Source organism: Nakamurella sp. (assembly GCF_048594475.1).
In the GTDB taxonomy this organism is placed as follows: domain Bacteria; phylum Actinomycetota; class Actinomycetes; order Mycobacteriales; family Nakamurellaceae; genus Nakamurella.
Genome location: NZ_JBMDXT010000272.1, coordinates 12,002 through 27,990 on the forward strand (window position 1 = coordinate 12,002; position 15,989 = coordinate 27,990).

General features: G+C 71.1%; 15 protein-coding genes, 1 tRNA gene and 1 pseudogene. 5 read left to right on the forward strand and 12 right to left on the reverse strand.

The window, feature by feature from the left end; translation table 11 throughout:
- Window positions 1-4: 4 nt before the first annotated feature.
- Window positions 5-391 (reverse strand): SHOCT domain-containing protein, encoded by a 387-nt coding sequence (locus ACOJUF_RS12635; protein ID WP_420122213.1) that lies wholly within the window; start codon window positions 389-391, stop codon window positions 5-7.
- A gap of 133 nt (window positions 392-524) precedes the next feature.
- Between ACOJUF_RS12635 and ACOJUF_RS12640 the strand changes: the two genes are divergently transcribed.
- Window positions 525-2,021 carry a carboxylesterase/lipase family protein gene (locus ACOJUF_RS12640; protein WP_420122198.1) on the forward strand — a complete coding sequence of 499 codons (1,497 nt, stop codon included), beginning with the start codon at window positions 525-527 and terminating at the stop codon, window positions 2,019-2,021.
- A 162-nt stretch (window positions 2,022-2,183) separates the two neighbouring features.
- Window positions 2,184-4,193 (forward strand): putative bifunctional diguanylate cyclase/phosphodiesterase, encoded by a 2,010-nt coding sequence (locus ACOJUF_RS12645; RefSeq protein ID WP_420122199.1) that lies wholly within the window; start codon window positions 2,184-2,186, stop codon window positions 4,191-4,193.
- 30 nt (window positions 4,194-4,223) lie between these two features.
- Here the strand turns inward: ACOJUF_RS12645 and ACOJUF_RS12650 are convergent, their stop codons facing one another.
- From ACOJUF_RS12650 to ACOJUF_RS12660, 3 genes and pseudogenes are all read right to left on the reverse strand, one after another.
- On the reverse strand, window positions 4,224-4,625 hold the full coding sequence (locus ACOJUF_RS12650; protein ID WP_420122200.1) for a hypothetical protein: 402 nt from the start codon (window positions 4,623-4,625) through the stop codon (window positions 4,224-4,226).
- Window positions 4,626-4,730: 105 nt separating this feature from the next.
- Window positions 4,731-5,159, reverse strand: a complete 429-nt coding sequence (locus tag ACOJUF_RS12655; RefSeq protein ID WP_420122201.1) for a PQQ-binding-like beta-propeller repeat protein — start codon at window positions 5,157-5,159, stop codon at window positions 4,731-4,733.
- A 568-nt stretch (window positions 5,160-5,727) separates the two neighbouring features.
- Window positions 5,728-5,991, reverse strand: a pseudogene (locus ACOJUF_RS12660) (PQQ-binding-like beta-propeller repeat protein); the annotation flags it as partial.
- Here ACOJUF_RS12660 and ACOJUF_RS12665 point away from each other — a divergent pair.
- Window positions 5,936-6,199 (forward strand): hypothetical protein, encoded by a 264-nt coding sequence (locus ACOJUF_RS12665; protein WP_420122202.1) that lies wholly within the window; start codon window positions 5,936-5,938, stop codon window positions 6,197-6,199. The pseudogene ACOJUF_RS12660 and the gene ACOJUF_RS12665 overlap by 56 nt on opposite strands.
- A 23-nt stretch (window positions 6,200-6,222) precedes the next feature.
- Here ACOJUF_RS12665 and ACOJUF_RS12670 read toward each other — a convergent pair whose 3' ends face one another.
- The 7 genes from ACOJUF_RS12670 to ACOJUF_RS12700 all read right to left on the reverse strand — a co-directional run bounded on the left by ACOJUF_RS12670 (window position 6,223) and on the right by ACOJUF_RS12700 (window position 13,061).
- The gene (locus ACOJUF_RS12670) at window positions 6,223-6,663 is read right to left on the reverse strand and encodes a hypothetical protein (RefSeq protein ID WP_420122203.1); all 441 of its coding nucleotides are present in this window, start codon (window positions 6,661-6,663) and stop codon (window positions 6,223-6,225) included.
- 158 nt (window positions 6,664-6,821) lie between these two features.
- On the reverse strand, window positions 6,822-7,424 hold the full coding sequence (locus ACOJUF_RS12675; RefSeq protein WP_420122204.1) for a TetR/AcrR family transcriptional regulator: 603 nt from the start codon (window positions 7,422-7,424) through the stop codon (window positions 6,822-6,824).
- A 43-nt stretch (window positions 7,425-7,467) separates the two neighbouring features.
- On the reverse strand, window positions 7,468-7,776 hold the full coding sequence (locus tag ACOJUF_RS12680) for an alpha/beta fold hydrolase (RefSeq protein ID WP_420122205.1): 309 nt from the start codon (window positions 7,774-7,776) through the stop codon (window positions 7,468-7,470).
- The gene (locus ACOJUF_RS12685; RefSeq protein WP_420122206.1) at window positions 7,776-8,780 is read right to left on the reverse strand and encodes an NADP-dependent oxidoreductase; all 1,005 of its coding nucleotides are present in this window, start codon (window positions 8,778-8,780) and stop codon (window positions 7,776-7,778) included. Before ACOJUF_RS12685 ends, ACOJUF_RS12680 begins: the two co-directional genes overlap by 1 nt.
- A 152-nt stretch (window positions 8,781-8,932) precedes the next feature.
- Window positions 8,933-9,712: a CPBP family intramembrane glutamic endopeptidase gene (locus tag ACOJUF_RS12690; RefSeq protein WP_420122207.1), complete on the reverse strand. Its 780-nt coding sequence runs from the start codon at window positions 9,710-9,712 to the stop codon at window positions 8,933-8,935.
- A 160-nt stretch (window positions 9,713-9,872) separates the two neighbouring features.
- A tRNA-Met gene (locus ACOJUF_RS12695) sits at window positions 9,873-9,949 on the reverse strand.
- A gap of 154 nt (window positions 9,950-10,103) precedes the next feature.
- Complete coding sequence (locus ACOJUF_RS12700) at window positions 10,104-13,061, reverse strand: UPF0182 family protein (protein WP_420122208.1); 2,958 nt, start codon at window positions 13,059-13,061, stop codon at window positions 10,104-10,106.
- Window positions 13,062-13,234: 173 nt separating this feature from the next.
- On the opposite strand from ACOJUF_RS12700, the gene ACOJUF_RS12705 reads away from it, so the two are divergent.
- On the forward strand, window positions 13,235-13,756 hold the full coding sequence (locus tag ACOJUF_RS12705; RefSeq protein ID WP_420122209.1) for a PPA1309 family protein: 522 nt from the start codon (window positions 13,235-13,237) through the stop codon (window positions 13,754-13,756).
- An 18-nt stretch (window positions 13,757-13,774) separates the two neighbouring features.
- Here the strand turns inward: ACOJUF_RS12705 and ACOJUF_RS12710 are convergent, their stop codons facing one another.
- Complete coding sequence (locus ACOJUF_RS12710) at window positions 13,775-14,836, reverse strand: PDZ domain-containing protein (protein ID WP_420122210.1); 1,062 nt, start codon at window positions 14,834-14,836, stop codon at window positions 13,775-13,777.
- An 80-nt stretch (window positions 14,837-14,916) separates the two neighbouring features.
- Between ACOJUF_RS12710 and ACOJUF_RS12715 the strand changes: the two genes are divergently transcribed.
- On the forward strand, window positions 14,917-15,989 hold a 1,073-nt coding region (locus ACOJUF_RS12715), incomplete at its 3' end, for a zinc-dependent metalloprotease (RefSeq protein WP_420122211.1).

Consider the following 15,989-nt stretch of genomic DNA (forward strand, 5'->3'; position numbering starts at 1 on the left):
AGGATCAGGCGGCGAGGGCCTTGGCCTTGAGCCGATCGAACTCGGCCTGGTTGATCGCGCCGCTGTCCAGCAGGCTCTTGGCCGACGCGATCTGGTCGGCCGGGTTGCTGGCCGCGGTGACGGACTTGATGTACTCGGCCTGCGCCTTCTGGACCTCCTTCATCTGCTCCAGCTGACGCTCGTGCATGCCCTTGCCGCGGGCAATCAGGTAGACCAGGATGCCCAGCCACGGGATCAGGATGACGAACAGCACCCAGAACGTCTTGGCCCCACCGCCGATGTCGCGGCTGCGGAAGATGTCGCCGAAGATCCAGAACAGGCACATGATCCAGGCGAAGAACAGGAAGAACTCGAGCAACGCGAGCAGGAACGATCCGTTGTCGTTGAACATCGGGTGGGCCTTTCGAAGCAGCACACAGGACGCCCGGAGCCGGGCGCGCCACCAGTGTTGGCCGGGCGGGTCGGCGGCGCATCCACCGATGTGGGTGAGATCGACGCCCGGCCCGGCCGGAATTCGGTGGCGGATGGGCCACCGCCGTTCCCACAATCCGGGCGTGACCATCGAGACCATCGACGTGCCGGTGTCCGGCGGTGTGGTGCGGGGTCGCCGCGAGGGCGACCTGTCCGTCTTCCGCGGCATCCCGTTTGCCTCGCTGCCCGCCCGCTTCGCCGCGCCCGGGCCGGTCCGGCCCTGGCCGGGGGTGCGGCCGGCCACCGCGTTCGGCCCGCCACCGCCCCAGTCGACCGCGCTCGGACCGGCCGGAGGCCCGGCCGCCGGCCCGGCCGAGGGAGACGACTGGCTGACCGTCAACGTCTGGTCGCCGGACGTCGACGGGCGGCGCCCGGTGAGGGTGTGGATCCAGGGCGGGGGGTACGCGTTCGGCACGTCCGGGCTACCGGAGTACGACGGCGCGGTGCTGGCCGCCGGTGGCGTCGTCCTCGTGACGTTCAACTACCGGGTCGGGCTCGAGGGCTTCGGCGTGGTGCCCGGCACCCCGGCCAACCGGGGGCTGCTGGATCAGGTGGCCGCCCTGACCTGGGTGCGGGACACCATCGCCCGGTTCGGCGGGGACCCGGACCAGGTCACGGTGTTCGGCCAGTCGGCCGGCGGTGGCTCGGTCGCCGCGCTGCTGGCCATGCCCAGGGCGGCCGGCCTGTTCCGACGGGCGATCGCGCAGAGCGTGCCCGGGACGTTCTTCACGCCGGCGCTGGCCGCCGACGTCGCCCGGGCCTGCGCGGCCGAGCTCGGCGTCGGGGTCGCCGACCTGCCGGCGGTGGACCCCGAGGTGCTGCCGCTCGCCGGCGACGCGGTGCTGGCCGCGATCGATCGCCACGGGGACCGGTGGGGACCGGCCGCCGCCGCCGGCGTGCCGTTCGCTCCCGTCGTCGACGGTGACGTGCTGCCGACGACGCCGTGGCGCGGCCTGACCGGCCGGGTCGACCTCCTGGTCGGGCACACCCGGGACGAGCAGCGGCTGCTCAGCGTCCTCACCGGCCGGCTGGGCACGGTCACCGCCGCGCAGGCGGCCGCGACCGCGGCGACGTTCGCCCCGGACCCCGAGCGCTACCGGCAGGCCCTGCCCGACCCGGACCGCCTGGACGAGGTGGTCCGCTCCGACTGGCTGTTCCGCATGCCGTCGCTGCACCTGGCCCGCGCCCAGCTCGCGGCCGGCGGCCGTGCCTTCGTGTACGAGCTGACCTGGCCGGCCCCGGGCGGCGGCGGGATCTTCGGCGCCTGCCACGGCCTGGACGTCCCGCTGGTCTTCGGCAACCTGACCGCCGGCCGGCCGGCCGCGCTGATCGGCGAACCGGGGCCGGCGGCGCGATCGGTCTCGGCGCAGATGCGCGCCGCCTGGACGGCCTTCGCCACGACCGGTGACCCGGGCTGGCCGGCCTTCGACTCGGGCCTGGTCCGGCTCTTCGACGCGGAGCCGGCCGTCGCCCCGTACCCCGAGCGGCTGTCCGCCGAGATCTGGCCCGATCCGCCGGAGGTGCTCGATCTCATTGCTCCGGGCGGGTGAGTCACGGCCGGCCGCTCGGCAGGTCGACGGTCGGCCCTGGGCCGATCGACCTGAAAACTACGCACAGTCGTCGTTACAATGCATTGCGTGACGGCCCGGCGTCGGTATGAGCGCTGCGGGGGCCGAGCCATCTGATCGGGGGTCACGATGGAGCCGGCGGCGATGCTCGACCTGCTACCCACCGCGGCGGTCGTGGTCGACGCGGACGGCCGCGTCGTGCGGGCCAATCCGGCGGCGAGGGCCGCGGTCGGGGGTGATCCGCTCGGCCGCCGGCTGCTGGGCCTGGTCCACCCCGACGACCGCTCCGCGCTGCTGCAGCACTGGCGCGCCGCGGCGGACGGGGACGGATCGCTGCAGGTCGACTGCCGGCTGCGGGACGGCCATGACGGTGACCTCTGGTGGCGGTTGACGGCCCGCCGGGTCCCGGAGGACGCCGGCTGCTGGGTCGGGTCGGCCGTCGACATCCAGTCCGACGTGGCCGCCCGGGCGGATGCGGCCCGACGGGACGCGCTTCGGCTGCGCATGCTCGACGCGACCGTGGACTGCATCAAGCTGATCGACCTCGACGGCACGCTGCGCGAGATGAACCGGGCCGGGTGCGCCGCGCTCGGCCTGCCGGTGGACGAGCGGGACTTCGGCATGCGCTGGCTCGACCTGTTGCCCGCCGCGGTGCGCGCCTCCGGCCGCCGTGCCCTGGCCACGGCCCGGCAGGGCCGCCCGGCCCGCTTCGCCGGGATGAGCCAGGTCGGGGACGCCCGACCCCGGTACTGGGACAACCTGCTGACGCCGCTGCCGGACGCGGACGGGCGGATCCGCTCGATCCTGTGCGTCTCCCGGGACACCACCGACCGGCACGACACCGAACGGCGGCTGCGCGACGCCGGCGAGGTCGATCACCTCACCGGCCTGCTCAACCGGCGCGCGTTCGAGCGACGGCTCCGTCGGATGGTCTCCGGCGCCCGGCAGGCCGGCACCGAGCTGGGTCTGGCGATGATCGACCTGGACCACTTCAAGAACATCAACGACAGCCTGGGCCATCCGGCCGGCGACCATCTGCTGCGCGTGGTCTCCCGGCGCCTGCGCCGGGCGCTGCCCGCCGGCACGGTGATCGGCCGGATCGGCGGGGACGAGTTCGCGGTGGTCGCGCCGCAGCCGGTCGCCATCGCCGACGTGGCCCGGCTGGCCCGGGCCCAGCTGGCCCGGCCCATCCTCTACCGCGGCCGGCCGATCGGGGCCGGCCTGAGCATCGGGGTAGCCGGCTTCCCGCGGGATGCCGCGGACGCCGCCGACCTGCTGGTCTGCGCCGACACCGCGCTGGCCGAGATGAAGGCCGACGGCCGGGGCGGCGTGCGCGAGTTCGGCAGCGAGCTGCGCCAGGCCCGGCAGCGGCGGGCCGCCCACCTCGACCGGGCCCGCATGGTGCTGGACCACGGTGTGCTGGAGGCGTACTACCAGCCGCTGGTCTGCGTCAACGACCGGAGCGTCGTCGGGGTGGAGGCCCTGTTGCGGTGGGGCGGGGCGGCCGGCACCGGCCGGCTGCCGGGCGACCTGGCCGACGCCTTCGACGACTACGAGCTGGCCACCGCGCTCGGCGACCGGATGCGGGAGCGGGTGCTGGCCGACACCGCGCAGTGGCTGGCGTCCGGCCGCTCCCCGGGCTCGGTGTCCCTGAACGCGGCACCGGTGGAGTTCCTGCGCGAGGACTTCGCCGACCGGGTGCTGGGCGATCTGGAGCGGCACCACATCCCACCGGGGATCGTCGAGATCGAGATCACCGAGCGGGTGCTGCTGCAGCGGCATGCCGAGGTCGTCCGCGGCACCCTGGCCGTGCTGCGGGCGGCCGGCCTGCGGATCACCCTGGACGACTTCGGCACCGGCCGGTCGTCGCTGGCCGACCTGCGCGAGTTCCCGGTCGACGGGCTCAAGATCCACCAGGACTTCGTCGCCCGGATGGTCGACGACGCCTCGATCGCCGACCTGGTGTACGCCACGATCCAGCTCGGATCGACCCTGAAACTGACGGTGACCGCGGAAGGGGTCGAGACCGAGCAGCAGCTGCAGATGCTGCGGGTGCCGGGCCGGTCACTGCTGGGGCAGGGCTACCTGTTCGGCGCACCCGTCCCCGCCGCCCAGGTGCCGGGGCTGCTGCCGGGCATCGGCGCATCGGCCTGACCGGGGCCGGCCGCGCCCCCCACGGGTCGGTCAGGACGCCGGTTCATCCGGCGTCGGCGCCACCGGAGCGTCCAGCACGGTCACCGGCATCCCGTAGGGCAGGAACCGCACCTGACGGTGGCTGTCGGTGTTGTGCCGGTTCGCCCGCAGCGCCTCCAGTTCGGTGGCGAAGACCTGCTCGACCCGGGCGTCCCCGCCGCCGTCGACGGTGTAGATCACCCAGACGCCCTCCCCCGTCTCCCCGGTCGTCTCGGCGGTCGGCGCGCCGCGGCGGGAGCCGCCCGGCCCGTCGAACCCGGCGCCGGTCCGTTCGTTGGCCGCGTTCATCATCCGCGCGAACTGGCCCAGGGCTCCGCGCAGCTGCTCGCCGGCACCGGGGAAGAATCGATTGAGGTCGTCCGGGTCGAATCCGAACGGATCGTTGCTGGCCATGGGTGACCTCCGTCTCGCACTGTCTGAGTGGCTCCAGTGTGCCTGCGACCCGCCGGTGCGAGGGTAGGGAGAAACCCTCATCCTTCCCCGAGAAGCCCGGCGGCGTCACTTCAGCGCGAAAGCGAACAGCTTGTTGTTCGGCGTGCCGCCGAGATTCGCGTAGCCCGAGCCCCAGTAGACGGTCCCGTTGGAGACCGCGGCGCCGGACAGGCACGAACCACCGCTGGCGAAGCTCCACAGCTCCGTCCCGGTGGCGGCATCGAGCGCGTACATCCGGCCGGACGGGTCGAGCGAGCACCCGAACACGACCCCGTTGGCCGCCGTCACCGGGCCGGAGGTGCCGCCGCCGCCCGACGGCCGCGACTGCCAGACGATGCGGCCGCTGGCCGCGTCGAGCGCCGTCCAGATGCCGTCGGTGGACCCCAGGTAGGGCTTGGCGTTGCTGTTGGCGTTGGCCGTGTAGACGCGCCGGCCGTCCACGGCCGATCCCCACTGGAGTCCGCCGGCGGTGCCGCCGGGGCCGGTGTCGGTCACCCACCGGACCGCGCCGCTGTCGGGATCGAGGGCCCAGTACTGGCCACTCTTCTGCCCGGCGCCGAGCAGCTCGTCGCCGTTGCCGGCCCTGAAAAGGGCCGGCGCCTGGCCGAAGTCGTAGTCCGGGCCGGCGGGCTGGGGGCAATTTGGGTGCGGTCTCGTCGAAGACGCAGGCCACCGTCCAGGCGTCGAACGGCAGCGCGCGCGTCGCCCATTTGATCGCCCCGGTACTCATGTCGAGCGAGAGGATCGAGTCGAAGTGGTTGTCGGCGGGCAGGCAGGCCCGTTGGGCGGTGGGATCGCTGCCGGCCGCAGCGATGCACGCGAGCACGGAATCGGGAACGTCGTAATTGTTGCCCGAACTGATGTAGACCGAATGGCGTTTGGTGTCGATGGCCGGCGAGCTGCCCCAGACGGCATTGCCGGGAAATGCTTCACTTGGCGTCAGGTACGTCTTCCACAGAATCCTGCCGGTGGCCAGGTCCAGCGACTGGGTGATGATCGCCGACGGGTGGCTCTCGAGCTGGGTCTTCCACAGCAGTGCCCCGCTGGCCTTGTCGATCGCGAGGACCGCGCCCCCGCCACCGAACGGGCCCTGGTTGCCGATCACCAGCGTGCTGTCGGTGAACGCCGGTGTCGCGCGGGCCTTGTCGCCCGGGATCCCGGTGTAGTCCGAGATCTTCCGCTGCCAGGCCAGGCCGCCGGTGGCCTTGTCCACGGCGTACAGGTTGCCGGCCCAGTCCGGGAAATACACCCTTTGACCGTCAACGGCCGGCGTGGCCGACACGTCGCCCCCGGTGGTGAACACCCACTTCGGCCGCAGCCCACCCACCGTGGTCGGTGAGATCTTCGCCTCGCTGGCCGCGTACCTCGTGTTCTGCCGATCCCCGCCGGCCGAATTCCAGGAAATTCCACCCGGGGCGGCGGCGGCGGAACCCGTGAGGAGAAACGTCCCGGCGACCATCGCGGCAATGGCCACCACAGTGGCGGCCCGAGATCGAGTGATCATGTCGGCACCTTCCCGCTCGCACTGGACATGACAAACGCCGGCCGCCCGGTCGATCTACGGACTCGTGAACTCGTACAGGTCGTCGCAGAAGTTGCGGTCGATGATGTTGCGCCCCGTGGAATCCCGGACGATCGTGAAGGAGTCCGGCACCTCGGTGTCGTCGCTGACGTCACCCGGAGTGCCGTGGTAATCGATGGCGATGGAGTAGCGGAAGGTGCCGGAGTCGACGAGCACAAGACGCCCATTCTTGTCCGTCCAGCGGTCCGCACCCGAAGCCTGGGCGACGATCGTGATCGTGCCATCGCCGTTGTCCACGATCTTGTCGTCGCGGTTGTTGACGGTGGACGAATTGGTGTAGGTGCCACCGGTGTCCAGGTTCGTGAAGATCACTCTGCCGGAGGCGCTCTCCCGGTAGTACGGGAAGACGTTCGGACCACCGCGCTGGTTGAGAAGGAAGCTGACGTGGATGTCAACGTCCTGACGGGTGCGGACCACGTGCGACGTACCGACACAATCGAAGAAGTCGGTGGAGACGTCGTCTCCATTGGTGTGGCCCGACGACCAGAAGATGGTCCGCCCCCGTCCATCGCAGGGTCGATCCACCAATCGGGCGAATTGTGAGGTTCGTCCTTTTCGCCCACCTGGCGGAGGGTCTACCGCAGGAGGACTGCGACCTGCCGCCTGATCTCGCCGATCAGATCGTCGACGCTTCGCTCGGCGTTCACCGTCGGCGCCAGGCAGGCCAGCATGATCGCCGACACGACGCGGGCCAGGGTCGACGCGTCGGCGGAGCGCAGGCGCCGGTCACGCTGCAGCACCGTGGCGATCGCGCTCTCGGTCTGGGCGTTCATCGCCAGGGCGTCGCGGTGATGGGGCTCCGCGGGGTCGCCGAAAACCATCTCCCGCAGGTACGTGCGACCGTTGTCGACCCGCACCCGGTTGCAGGCCACGATGGGTCGGATGAGCTCGACCACGGCATCGAGCACGTCGGGAGCAGCGGCGGCCGCTTCGATGCCCCGCGCGAGAGCATCGACGTAGTCGGAATTCTGAACGAGCATCAGCAGCTCGCCCTTGGTCCGCGCATAGAGGAACAGGGTTCCGGCGCCGATGTCGGCGCGATCGGCGATCTCCTGCGTGGTGACGTCGTCGATGCCGCGCTCGGTCAACAGTTCCCGCGCCGCCGCGGTGATCCGGTCGAGCTTGTCCTGCTTGTTCCGCTCCCGCCGGCCGGCGGACCGTGGGTTGCTCGTCGACAAACCGGGCCACCTCCACCAACCGTGCTCACCGCCGGATGCGAGCCTAGTCAACGGCCGGCCGGTCAGCGGCCGAGTACTCACCGGCCGATCTACCGACGGCTACCGACGGCCGATCTCTCACCGGCCCAGGAACTCGACGGCGCACCCCGCCGAGCGAGAACAAGACAACGTCGATGCTGTCGAATCCCAGCGCCCCGATGAAGGCCAGGGCGTCATCGGCCGTCTCATCGATGGTGCCCGGAACCGAGCCGGTGGACCCGCCGACGCCGCGCTTGGGCCCCAGTTCACGGTAGGCGTAGGAGATGTCACCGACCGCGATGCTGAGCTGCGGCGCCCGCGCGGAGGACGTCATCACCGGTTCACCGGCCCGGCGGCGACGGACTTGCCCCGCGCGCCGGAGGTGCCGAGCGAGGACAGCGCCTGCGGAATCTCGTCGAATCGATGAACCTGCCCGACCACCGGACGCAGCGCCCCGGCGTCGACCAGGTCGGCGATCTGGCGGAGTTGGTCGCCGCTGGCCCGCATGAACAGGAACTCGTAGTGCACACCCAGGGCGCGAGCGGACCGGCGAACCTTCCGGCTCAGCAGGGACATCGCGACCCGCAGCACCGGATTGGCGCCCATCTCCCGGGCAAACGCCGGATCGGGCGGACCGGCGATCCCGATCGCCCGGCCGCCCGGCTTGAGGATCCGCAGCGACTTCGCCAGATTCGTCCCGCCCAGACTGTCCAGGACCAGGTCGTAGCCGCTCAGCAGCTGTTCGAAGTCCTGATCGCGGTAGTCGATGACGACGTCGGCTCCGAGCTCCCGGACGAAGTCGACAGTGGCCGCACCGGCCGTCGTCGCCACGGTCGCGCCGAGGTGCTTGGCCAGCTGGATCGCGATCGAGCCCACTCCCCCGGCCCCGGCGTGGATCAGGACCTTGTCGCCCGCCTTCACCCGGCCCCGCTCGACCAGCGCCTGCCAGGCGGTCAACGACACCAGCGGCAGCGAGGCCGCCTCCAGCATCGTGGCCGATGCCGGCTTGATCGCCAGATCGGTCTCGGCGACGGCGATCCGCTCGGCAAAGGTGCCGATCCGGTCCTTGTCCGGCCGGGCGAACACCTCGTCCCCCGGCCGGAACCCGCGTACCCGGTCGCCGACCCCGATCACGGTCCCGGCCACGTCGTTGCCCAGGATCAGCGGCAACGAGTACGGCAGGATCTGTTTGAACTCACCCAACCGGATCTTCTCGTCGAGTTGATTCAGCCCGGCGGCATCGACCCGCACCAGCACGTCGTGCTCACCCACGACCGGGTCCGGGACCTCCGCGACCTGCAGCGGCTCCCGATATTTGGTGACGACAAACGCTTTCATGGGCGGTGACTCCTCGAACGGTGCGCGGCTCGACCCCCGAACCGACTCCCCTCAATATTGAGCGCACTCAGTTTTGTATTCAAGCGGTCGACGGTGTGGTCGTGCTCACCCTTCCGCGCTGGTGGCCGACCGGGCGGCACCAGCGACGCCCCTTAGACCGGAACCGCCGCCGGCGCGCTGTCGCCCGCCCCGAGCTTCTCGTTCGCGCCCTTGATCACCCAGTACACCGACGCCAGCGACAACGCGGCGACCACGAAGACCAGCAGCGGGGCGATGGACAGTTCCTTGGGGGCGAACCCGACCGCGAAGACCGAGGTGTCCCAGAGCCCGTGGAGCACCATCGCCCAGACCAACGAACCCGTGACCCGGCGGGCGATGTAGAACGCCGTGCCCGAGGCGAAGGCCAGCGCGACCTGGCTGATGGTGCCCTGCACCGGTGCCCCGAGGACCACGTTCAGCATGTGCATCAGGCCGAACAACGCGCTGGTCAGGAACCAGACCCAGCCCTCGCGCAGGCTGGAGCGAAGCGCCGTCAGCAGCAGGCCCCGCGCCATCAGTTCTTCGCAGAAACCCACCAGAACCCCGAGCGCGATCAACGAGCCCAGGAACGTCGCGTCGAACTTCGACCAGTCGGTGCCGATCAGGTTGAGCACGGCGGCGACCGCCATGACCGCCGGGGCGATGATCGGCCACCGGTACTGCGAACGTTGACGGTCGAACAGCGCCGGGCGCCACCAGCCGAGCGCGGTGGTCGTGACGATCAGCAGGACCGCGGCGACCCCGAGCGGCAGGACCGCCCCCTTGAGCGTGGTCTCGGCCGACTTCCCGATCTCCGGGAAGGGCACCCCGCCCAGGATCGTGACGATGGCGATGACGGCAAGGTAGCCGACGTAGATGGCCAGGCCGATCCAGATCCGGGGCGTGACACGCATGGGTTGGCCTTCCACGAGGGGTCGGGACTGTCACCGACAGTAGACGGCCGCTCACGGTCCTTCGCCGACGCTCGACCCGCGCTCGGTCGCGCCGGTCGTCACGCACAACAAGAAAAGCGGCCCCCGGACCATGTCCGAGAGCCGCTTCGCCTGATCCCACTGGTAGCGGGGGCAGGATTCGAACCTGCGACCTCTGGGTTATGAGCCCAGCGAGCTACCGAGCTGCTCCACCCCGCGTCGTTGTACATCTCACTGTAACAAGCCCCCGGCCGTTCTCCAAATCGATTCCGTGCCAACGCTTGTGACGGCGGACACCCTTGGCACCAACGGCGGCGGGCGGCCCGCGCGCACCACGCGGACCGCCCGCCACTGTACGGCACGAGCCGGACCGCTATCCCCCGGCCGAGGTGGGCACCGGGCCCAGACTGGCGCTGGGGATCTCCGTCCCGGCCAGGGCCAGGTAGGCGCGCACGGCGTCCTCCAGCTTCTGGCTGGCCGCGCCGATCTGGCCGAGGTCGCCCGAGGCCTTGGCCGCGTCCAGCGCGCTGGCCGCCGCGTCCATCTGGGCGAGCGCGGCCTGCTCGTTGGCCGGCGGCGGGCTCGTCGCCGAGGGGGTCGACGGGGTCGTCGGGGTCGTGCTGCCGGTGTCGTCGGGCAGCAGGCTCGTCCCGTCCCCGGTGATCGGCGTCTGCACCGGGGCGCTCTGCGCGGCCCTGGTCAACGCCTGGGTCAGCGTGGTGCCGACGCCCACCCGGCCGGCGTACCAGACGAGCACCCGGTTCAGCTGCGGGAACGACGAACTCGTGGTCGTCGAGGTGGTCGCCCCCTGGATGTAGAACGGCTCGACGTACAGCAGGCCGTCGTTGACCGGCAGCGTCAGCAGGTTGCCGAAGATGACCTTCGACCCGCCCTGGTTGGTGGCCAGGGTGACCAGGCTGGAGATCTCCTGGGTGGTCCGGAACAGCTGTTGCACCTGTTGCGGGCCCGGGGTCTGGGTGGCCGTGGGTAGTCGGAGCACCGTCAGCTTGCCGTAGTCGTCCGGATCGGAGCCGGCCGAGACGTAGGCGCTCATGAACTCCCGCTGGAACCCGGTCAGCACGCTGGTCAGCTGGAACGAGGCCTTGTCCGCGCCGGGCAGCTTGACCTGCAGGTAGTACGGCGGCTGGGGCGCCTGCACGGTGTCGGAGACGGTCGGGTCGTTGGGCACGCGCCAGAAGCCGGAGCTCTGGAAGAAGTCGACCGGGTCGTCCACGTGGTAGCGCACGAGGAGCGACCGCTGGACCTCGAACAGGTCCTGGGGGTAGCGGAAGTGCGCCCGCAGGTCCTGGCTGACGTCGCTGTTGGGCTTGACCAGCCCCGGGAACACGCCCTCCCACGCCTTGAGCACGGGGTCCTGCTCGTCCACCGCGTACAGCGTGACCGTGCCGTCGTAGGCGTCCACGGTCGCCTTCACCGAGTTGCGGATGTAGGAGACCTGCTGGCTCGACTGGCTCAGGGCACCCCGGGCGGCCAGCGAGTTGTTGGTCGCGTCGGACAGCGTCACGTTCTGCGCGTACGGGTAGTTCTGCGCCGTCGTGTAGGCGTCGACGATCCACACGATCCGCCCGTCGACCACGGCCGGGTAGGCCTTGGTGTCGGCGGTCAGGAACGGGGCCGCCTTCTCCACCCGGTCGATCGGATCGCGGTTGTACATGATCTTGGAGTTGGCGTTGATCTCCGTCGAGAACAGGAAGTTCTGCTCGCCGTACTCGGTGGCGAACACCGCCCGCTGGAACAGGTTGCCCACCGGCACGCCACCGGTGCCGGTGTAGGTGTACCGGGAGCTGTCCGTGTCGTACTCGCGGGGCGCGCCGCCGTCGCTGCCGACGATGGCGTAGTCGGTCACCAGCTGGCCGTAGTAGGTCCGCGGCTGGGAGACCGGGATGGCCGGGGCCGCCCCGCCCGCCTGCTGCCGCTGCAGCGCGGCCAGGTCGGAGACCACGTAGTCCGGGTAGCCGTTGACCACGGTGTTGGCCGGCGCGGCGACGAACCCGTCGCCGTGCGTGAACACCATGTGCTCGTTGATCCAGTTCTTCTGCGCGTCGTTCAGGCCGGCGGCGTTGAGCTCGCGGACGGCGACCACGTAGTCCTGGGTCTGCCCGTTGACCGTGTACCGGTCCATCGCCAGCTGGTCGGGGAAGCCGTAGAAGTTCCGCAACTGCTGCTGCTGGGTGAACGTCGGCGACAGCACGTTCGGGTCCAGCAGCCGGGCGTTGGGCACGGTCTGCTGGTCGGCGATGATCTCCTGCGGATCGCCCGAGAGCTGGCCCGGGTAATCGATGTAGTTGATCTGGTTGTCCTGGATGTTGTACGCCGCCCGGGTGGCGTTGATGTTCTTCTGGATGTACTCGGGCTCCCGGTTGATGCCGTTGGGGTTGACCACGACCTGCTGCAGCACCAGCGGCCAGACGCCGCCGATGAGCACGCTGGAGAGCACCAGCAGACCGAGCGCGATCGCCGGCAGCTTCACCGAGCGGGTGAACGCCCCGACGATGAAGCCGATGGCGCAGATCAACGCGATCAGCATCAGGATCAGCTTGGCCGGCAGCACCGCGTTGACGTCGGTGTAGGAGGCACCGGTGAAGGTCGGGTTGCGGTTGGAGAACAGCAGCTCGTACCGGTCGAACCAGTACTGCACCGCCTTGAGCAGCACGAACGCCGCCACCAGCAGGGACAGCTGCATGGTGGCCGCCGGGGTCACCTTGCGCCCCGGGCCGGACAGCCGGATGCCGCCGAACAGGTACTGCACGATCGCCACGAGCACGAAGCAGACGCCGATGATGACGAACAGCCAGCCCAGCACGAGCTGGATCATCGGCAGGGTGAAGACGTAGAACCCGACGTCGTTGCCGAACTGCGGGTCGTTGACGCCGAAGCTGCCCCCGTTGAGCCAGAGCTGGACGATGGTCCAGTCGGACTGCGCGGACAGGCCGCTGATCAGCCCGACCACGCCCGCGATGCCGAAGGCGAACAGCTTGGGGCGGGCGGTGACGATCGTCCGGTACGGCGCCAGCGGGTCGGCCTCGTTGCTCGGCACGAAGACCGGCCGCGACCGGTACGCCACGAACAGGGCCAGGAACACGCAGGCCGCGGCGCCGACCCCGGCGATCAGGAACATGGCGATCCGGCTCAGTGCCTGCGTGGTGAAGACCTCGCGGTACCCGACCTCGCCGAACCAGAGCCAGTCGACGTAGATGCTGACGAACTGGAACCACAGGATCGCCAGGACGGCCAGGGTGACCAGCGCGATCAACACCCGCTTGGCGCGCTTGGACATCGTGGGCAATCCAACGGGGGGCCGCATGGCCACGGGTGAACTCCTCGGGGTAAGGCTGCTTGCTCGCTCTCCCTCAACTGTAGGCATCGGCCGCAGGTTCCCCGGATCGGGCAACGATCGGGCAACGACGCGATTCACACCGACCTCATGTTCCGTTCCCGGGCACCACCCAGGAGCCCGCCGGCGACGTGCGAGGATCGGCCGTCATGAGCACCGGGGAGTGGGCCGAGGACGCCGATCTGGCCGCGGCGGTGACCGAGGTCGAGGAGTTCGCCGGGACCGCCGGCTGGGACCGGCCGCCGGCCCTGTTCGCGCTGGTCCGCACGGCCGACCTGGCCGCGGCGCAGCCGTCGCTGGTGGCCGAGTTGGGGGCGGCCGAGTTCACCCCGATCGCCCAGGACGCCCTGCCCGACCCCGACCTGGAGCGGGCCCTGGCCCAGATGTCCTGGCCGGCCGCGGTCGTGGGCTGCGTGCTGGTCCAGGAGATCGTCGTGCTGCCGCCCAGCGCCGGGGCCGCCCTGTCGGAGGACACCGCCGCCGCCCAGGCGGCGGCGCATCCCGAGCGGACCGAGGCCCGGCTGGTCGCCGGCGTGCACCGGGACGGACGGCGGGCCTGCCTGCTGCGCATCCGCGGCACCGCCCCCGACGGCGAGCCCTGGCCGGTCGTGCGGGGCGCCCAACTGGCGCCGAACCTGCTGGACAGCCTGCTGTCCACGTTCGAGGACTGACCGCCCCCGGACCGCCCGTCAGCAGCCGGGGGGCGTGCCGCCCGCCCGCAGCGTGGCCAGCGCCTGGGTCGCGTCCGCCAGCGTCGCCACCTTGGCCAGCTGCAACCCGTCGGGCACCTGGGTGAGAGCCTCGGCGCAGTTGTCCGCCGGGACCAGGAACTCGGTCGCCCCGGCCTCCCGGGCCGCGATCATCTTGAGCAGCACGCCGCCGATCGGGCCGACGTTGCCGTCGGCGTCGATCGTGCCGGTGCCGGCGATGAACCGGCCGCCGGTCAGGTCCTGGCCGCCGAGCCGGTCGATCAGCCCGAGGGTGAACATCAGGCCGGCCGACGGCCCGCCGATGCGTTCCAGCGAGATGGTGATGTCGAACGGCGCCTGCGGCCGCTGCACCGCACCGATGCCCAGCACCCCCTGCTGGCCGACCGCGGGGTTGCTGCCCAGGGTCACCTTCTGGTCGACCGTCTGCCCGTCCCGCTCGACGGTCACGGTGACCGTCTGCCCGGGGGCGGTGCCGGCCAGCGCCGCCTGCAGCGAGGCGAAGTCGCTGATCGGGGCGCCGTCCAGGCCGACGATCCGGTCCTGCGGCTGCAGCACGCCCGAGCTGGGCGACCCGTCGGGGATGTCGCCCACGTAGACCACGTTCGGATAGTTCAGGTACCGCAGCGCGGCGATCTCGGCCGCCGACTGCGAGTCGCGGAAGGCCTGGGCGTTCTGCGCCTCCACCTGCTCCACGGTCTGGTCCGGCGGGAAGTAGTCCTCCCGCGGGGCCAGCGCGAACCGGCCGGACGCCCACAGGCCCAGGCTCTCGAACAGGGTGATGCCGTCGCTGATCGAGATGGTCGTCATGTTGAGGTTGCCCTCGCCGTCCCGGGCCGCGTCCGCCCCCGCCGGCACCCCGTCACCGGCGAACGTGATGACGCGGGTGTCGCCGACGGACCCCAGCACGTTGTAGGTCACCCCCGGGGAGACGGCGACGTACGGAATGGGGACGGCCACGGCCGCCCCCACCAGCACCACGCTGGCCGCGCCGCCGACCACCAGGGTGCGGCCGCGCAGGGACAACCGGGAGAACCAGGACATGGGTCACGAGGGTAGGGCGTGACGCGCATCGTTCACGTCAAGGCCACCCAGGACCGGCGAAGTTGCGTAACGTGGGCCGCATGACGAACCTGCCCTTCGGATTTTCGCCATCCGGAGACGACGACCCCGAAGGCAAGCCCGGTCAGGGCCCCGGACCGGGCGGTTTCGACCTCGGCCAGCTGGGCTCCATGCTGTCCCAGCTCGGGCAGATGATGTCGCAGGCCAACGCCTCAGGGGCATCGTCCGGCCCGGTGAACTACGACCTCGCCCGCCGGCTGGCCACCTCGCAGGTGCCCGCCTCGCACCCGGCGTCGTCGATCGACGTCAACAAGGTCGCCGAGGCGATCCAGCTGGCCGAGGTGTGGCTCGACGGGGCCACCGCTCTACCGGCGGGCGCCCGCACCTCCACCGCGTGGACGCCGCGCCAGTGGATCGACGCCACGATGCCGATGTGGGAGAAGTTGTGCTCCCCCATCGCCGAGCAGGTGTCCCGGGCCTGGGTCGACGGGTTGCCGGAGCAGGCCAAGGCCCAGGCCGGCCCGCTGCTGGCGATGATGGGCTCGATGGGCGGGATGGCCTTCGGCTCCCAGCTCGGCCAGGGCCTGGCCCAGCTGGCCGGCGAGGTGCTCACCTCGACCGACGTCGGGATCCCGCTCGGTCCGGACGGCACGGCCGCCCTGCTCCCCCGCTCGATCGCCGAGTTCGGCTCCGGGCTGAACCTGCCCGAGGACCAGGTCCGGCTCTACCTCGCCGTCCGTGAGGCCGCCCACCACCGCCTCTACGCGGGCACCCCCTGGCTCAAGGACCGGGTCATCAGCCTCATCAACGACTACGCCAAGGCGATCTCGGTCGACTTCTCCGCGGTCGAGCAGCTGGCCTCCTCGATCGACCCGAACGACCCGGCCAGCATCGAGGCCGCCCTCGGCCAGGGCATGTTCGAACCGACGGTGACGCCCGGCCAGCAGGCCGCGATGGCCGAGCTGGAGACCCTGCTCGCCCTGGTCGAGGGCTGGGTGGACACGGTGGTCGCGGAGGCGATCGGCGAGCGCCTGCCCGGTGCCGGCGCGCTGCGCGAGACCCTGCGCCGCCGCCGGGCCACCGGCGGCCCGGCCGAGCAGACGTTCGCCACCCTCATCGGCCTGGAGCTGCGGCC

Bases quoted from the DNA above. Each gene is read 5' to 3' on its own strand.
- ACOJUF_RS12645 (WP_420122199.1), top strand. From the start codon at position 2,184: ATGCTCGACCTGCTACCCACCGCGGCGGTCGTGGTCGACGCGGACGGC.
- ACOJUF_RS12685 (WP_420122206.1), bottom strand. From the start codon at position 8,780: ATGAAAGCGTTTGTCGTCACCAAATATCGGGAGCCGCTGCAGGTCGCG.
- ACOJUF_RS12635 (WP_420122213.1), bottom strand. From the start codon at position 391: ATGTTCAACGACAACGGATCGTTCCTGCTCGCGTTGCTCGAGTTCTTC.
- ACOJUF_RS12705 (WP_420122209.1), top strand. From the start codon at position 13,235: ATGAGCACCGGGGAGTGGGCCGAGGACGCCGATCTGGCCGCGGCGGTG.
- ACOJUF_RS12680 (WP_420122205.1), bottom strand. From the start codon at position 7,776: ATGACGTCCTCCGCGCGGGCGCCGCAGCTCAGCATCGCGGTCGGTGAC.
- ACOJUF_RS12710 (WP_420122210.1), bottom strand. From the start codon at position 14,836: ATGTCCTGGTTCTCCCGGTTGTCCCTGCGCGGCCGCACCCTGGTGGTC.
- ACOJUF_RS12650 (WP_420122200.1), bottom strand. From the start codon at position 4,625: ATGGCCAGCAACGATCCGTTCGGATTCGACCCGGACGACCTCAATCGA.
- ACOJUF_RS12690 (WP_420122207.1), bottom strand. From the start codon at position 9,712: ATGCGTGTCACGCCCCGGATCTGGATCGGCCTGGCCATCTACGTCGGC.
- ACOJUF_RS12640 (WP_420122198.1), top strand. From the start codon at position 525: ATGGGCCACCGCCGTTCCCACAATCCGGGCGTGACCATCGAGACCATC.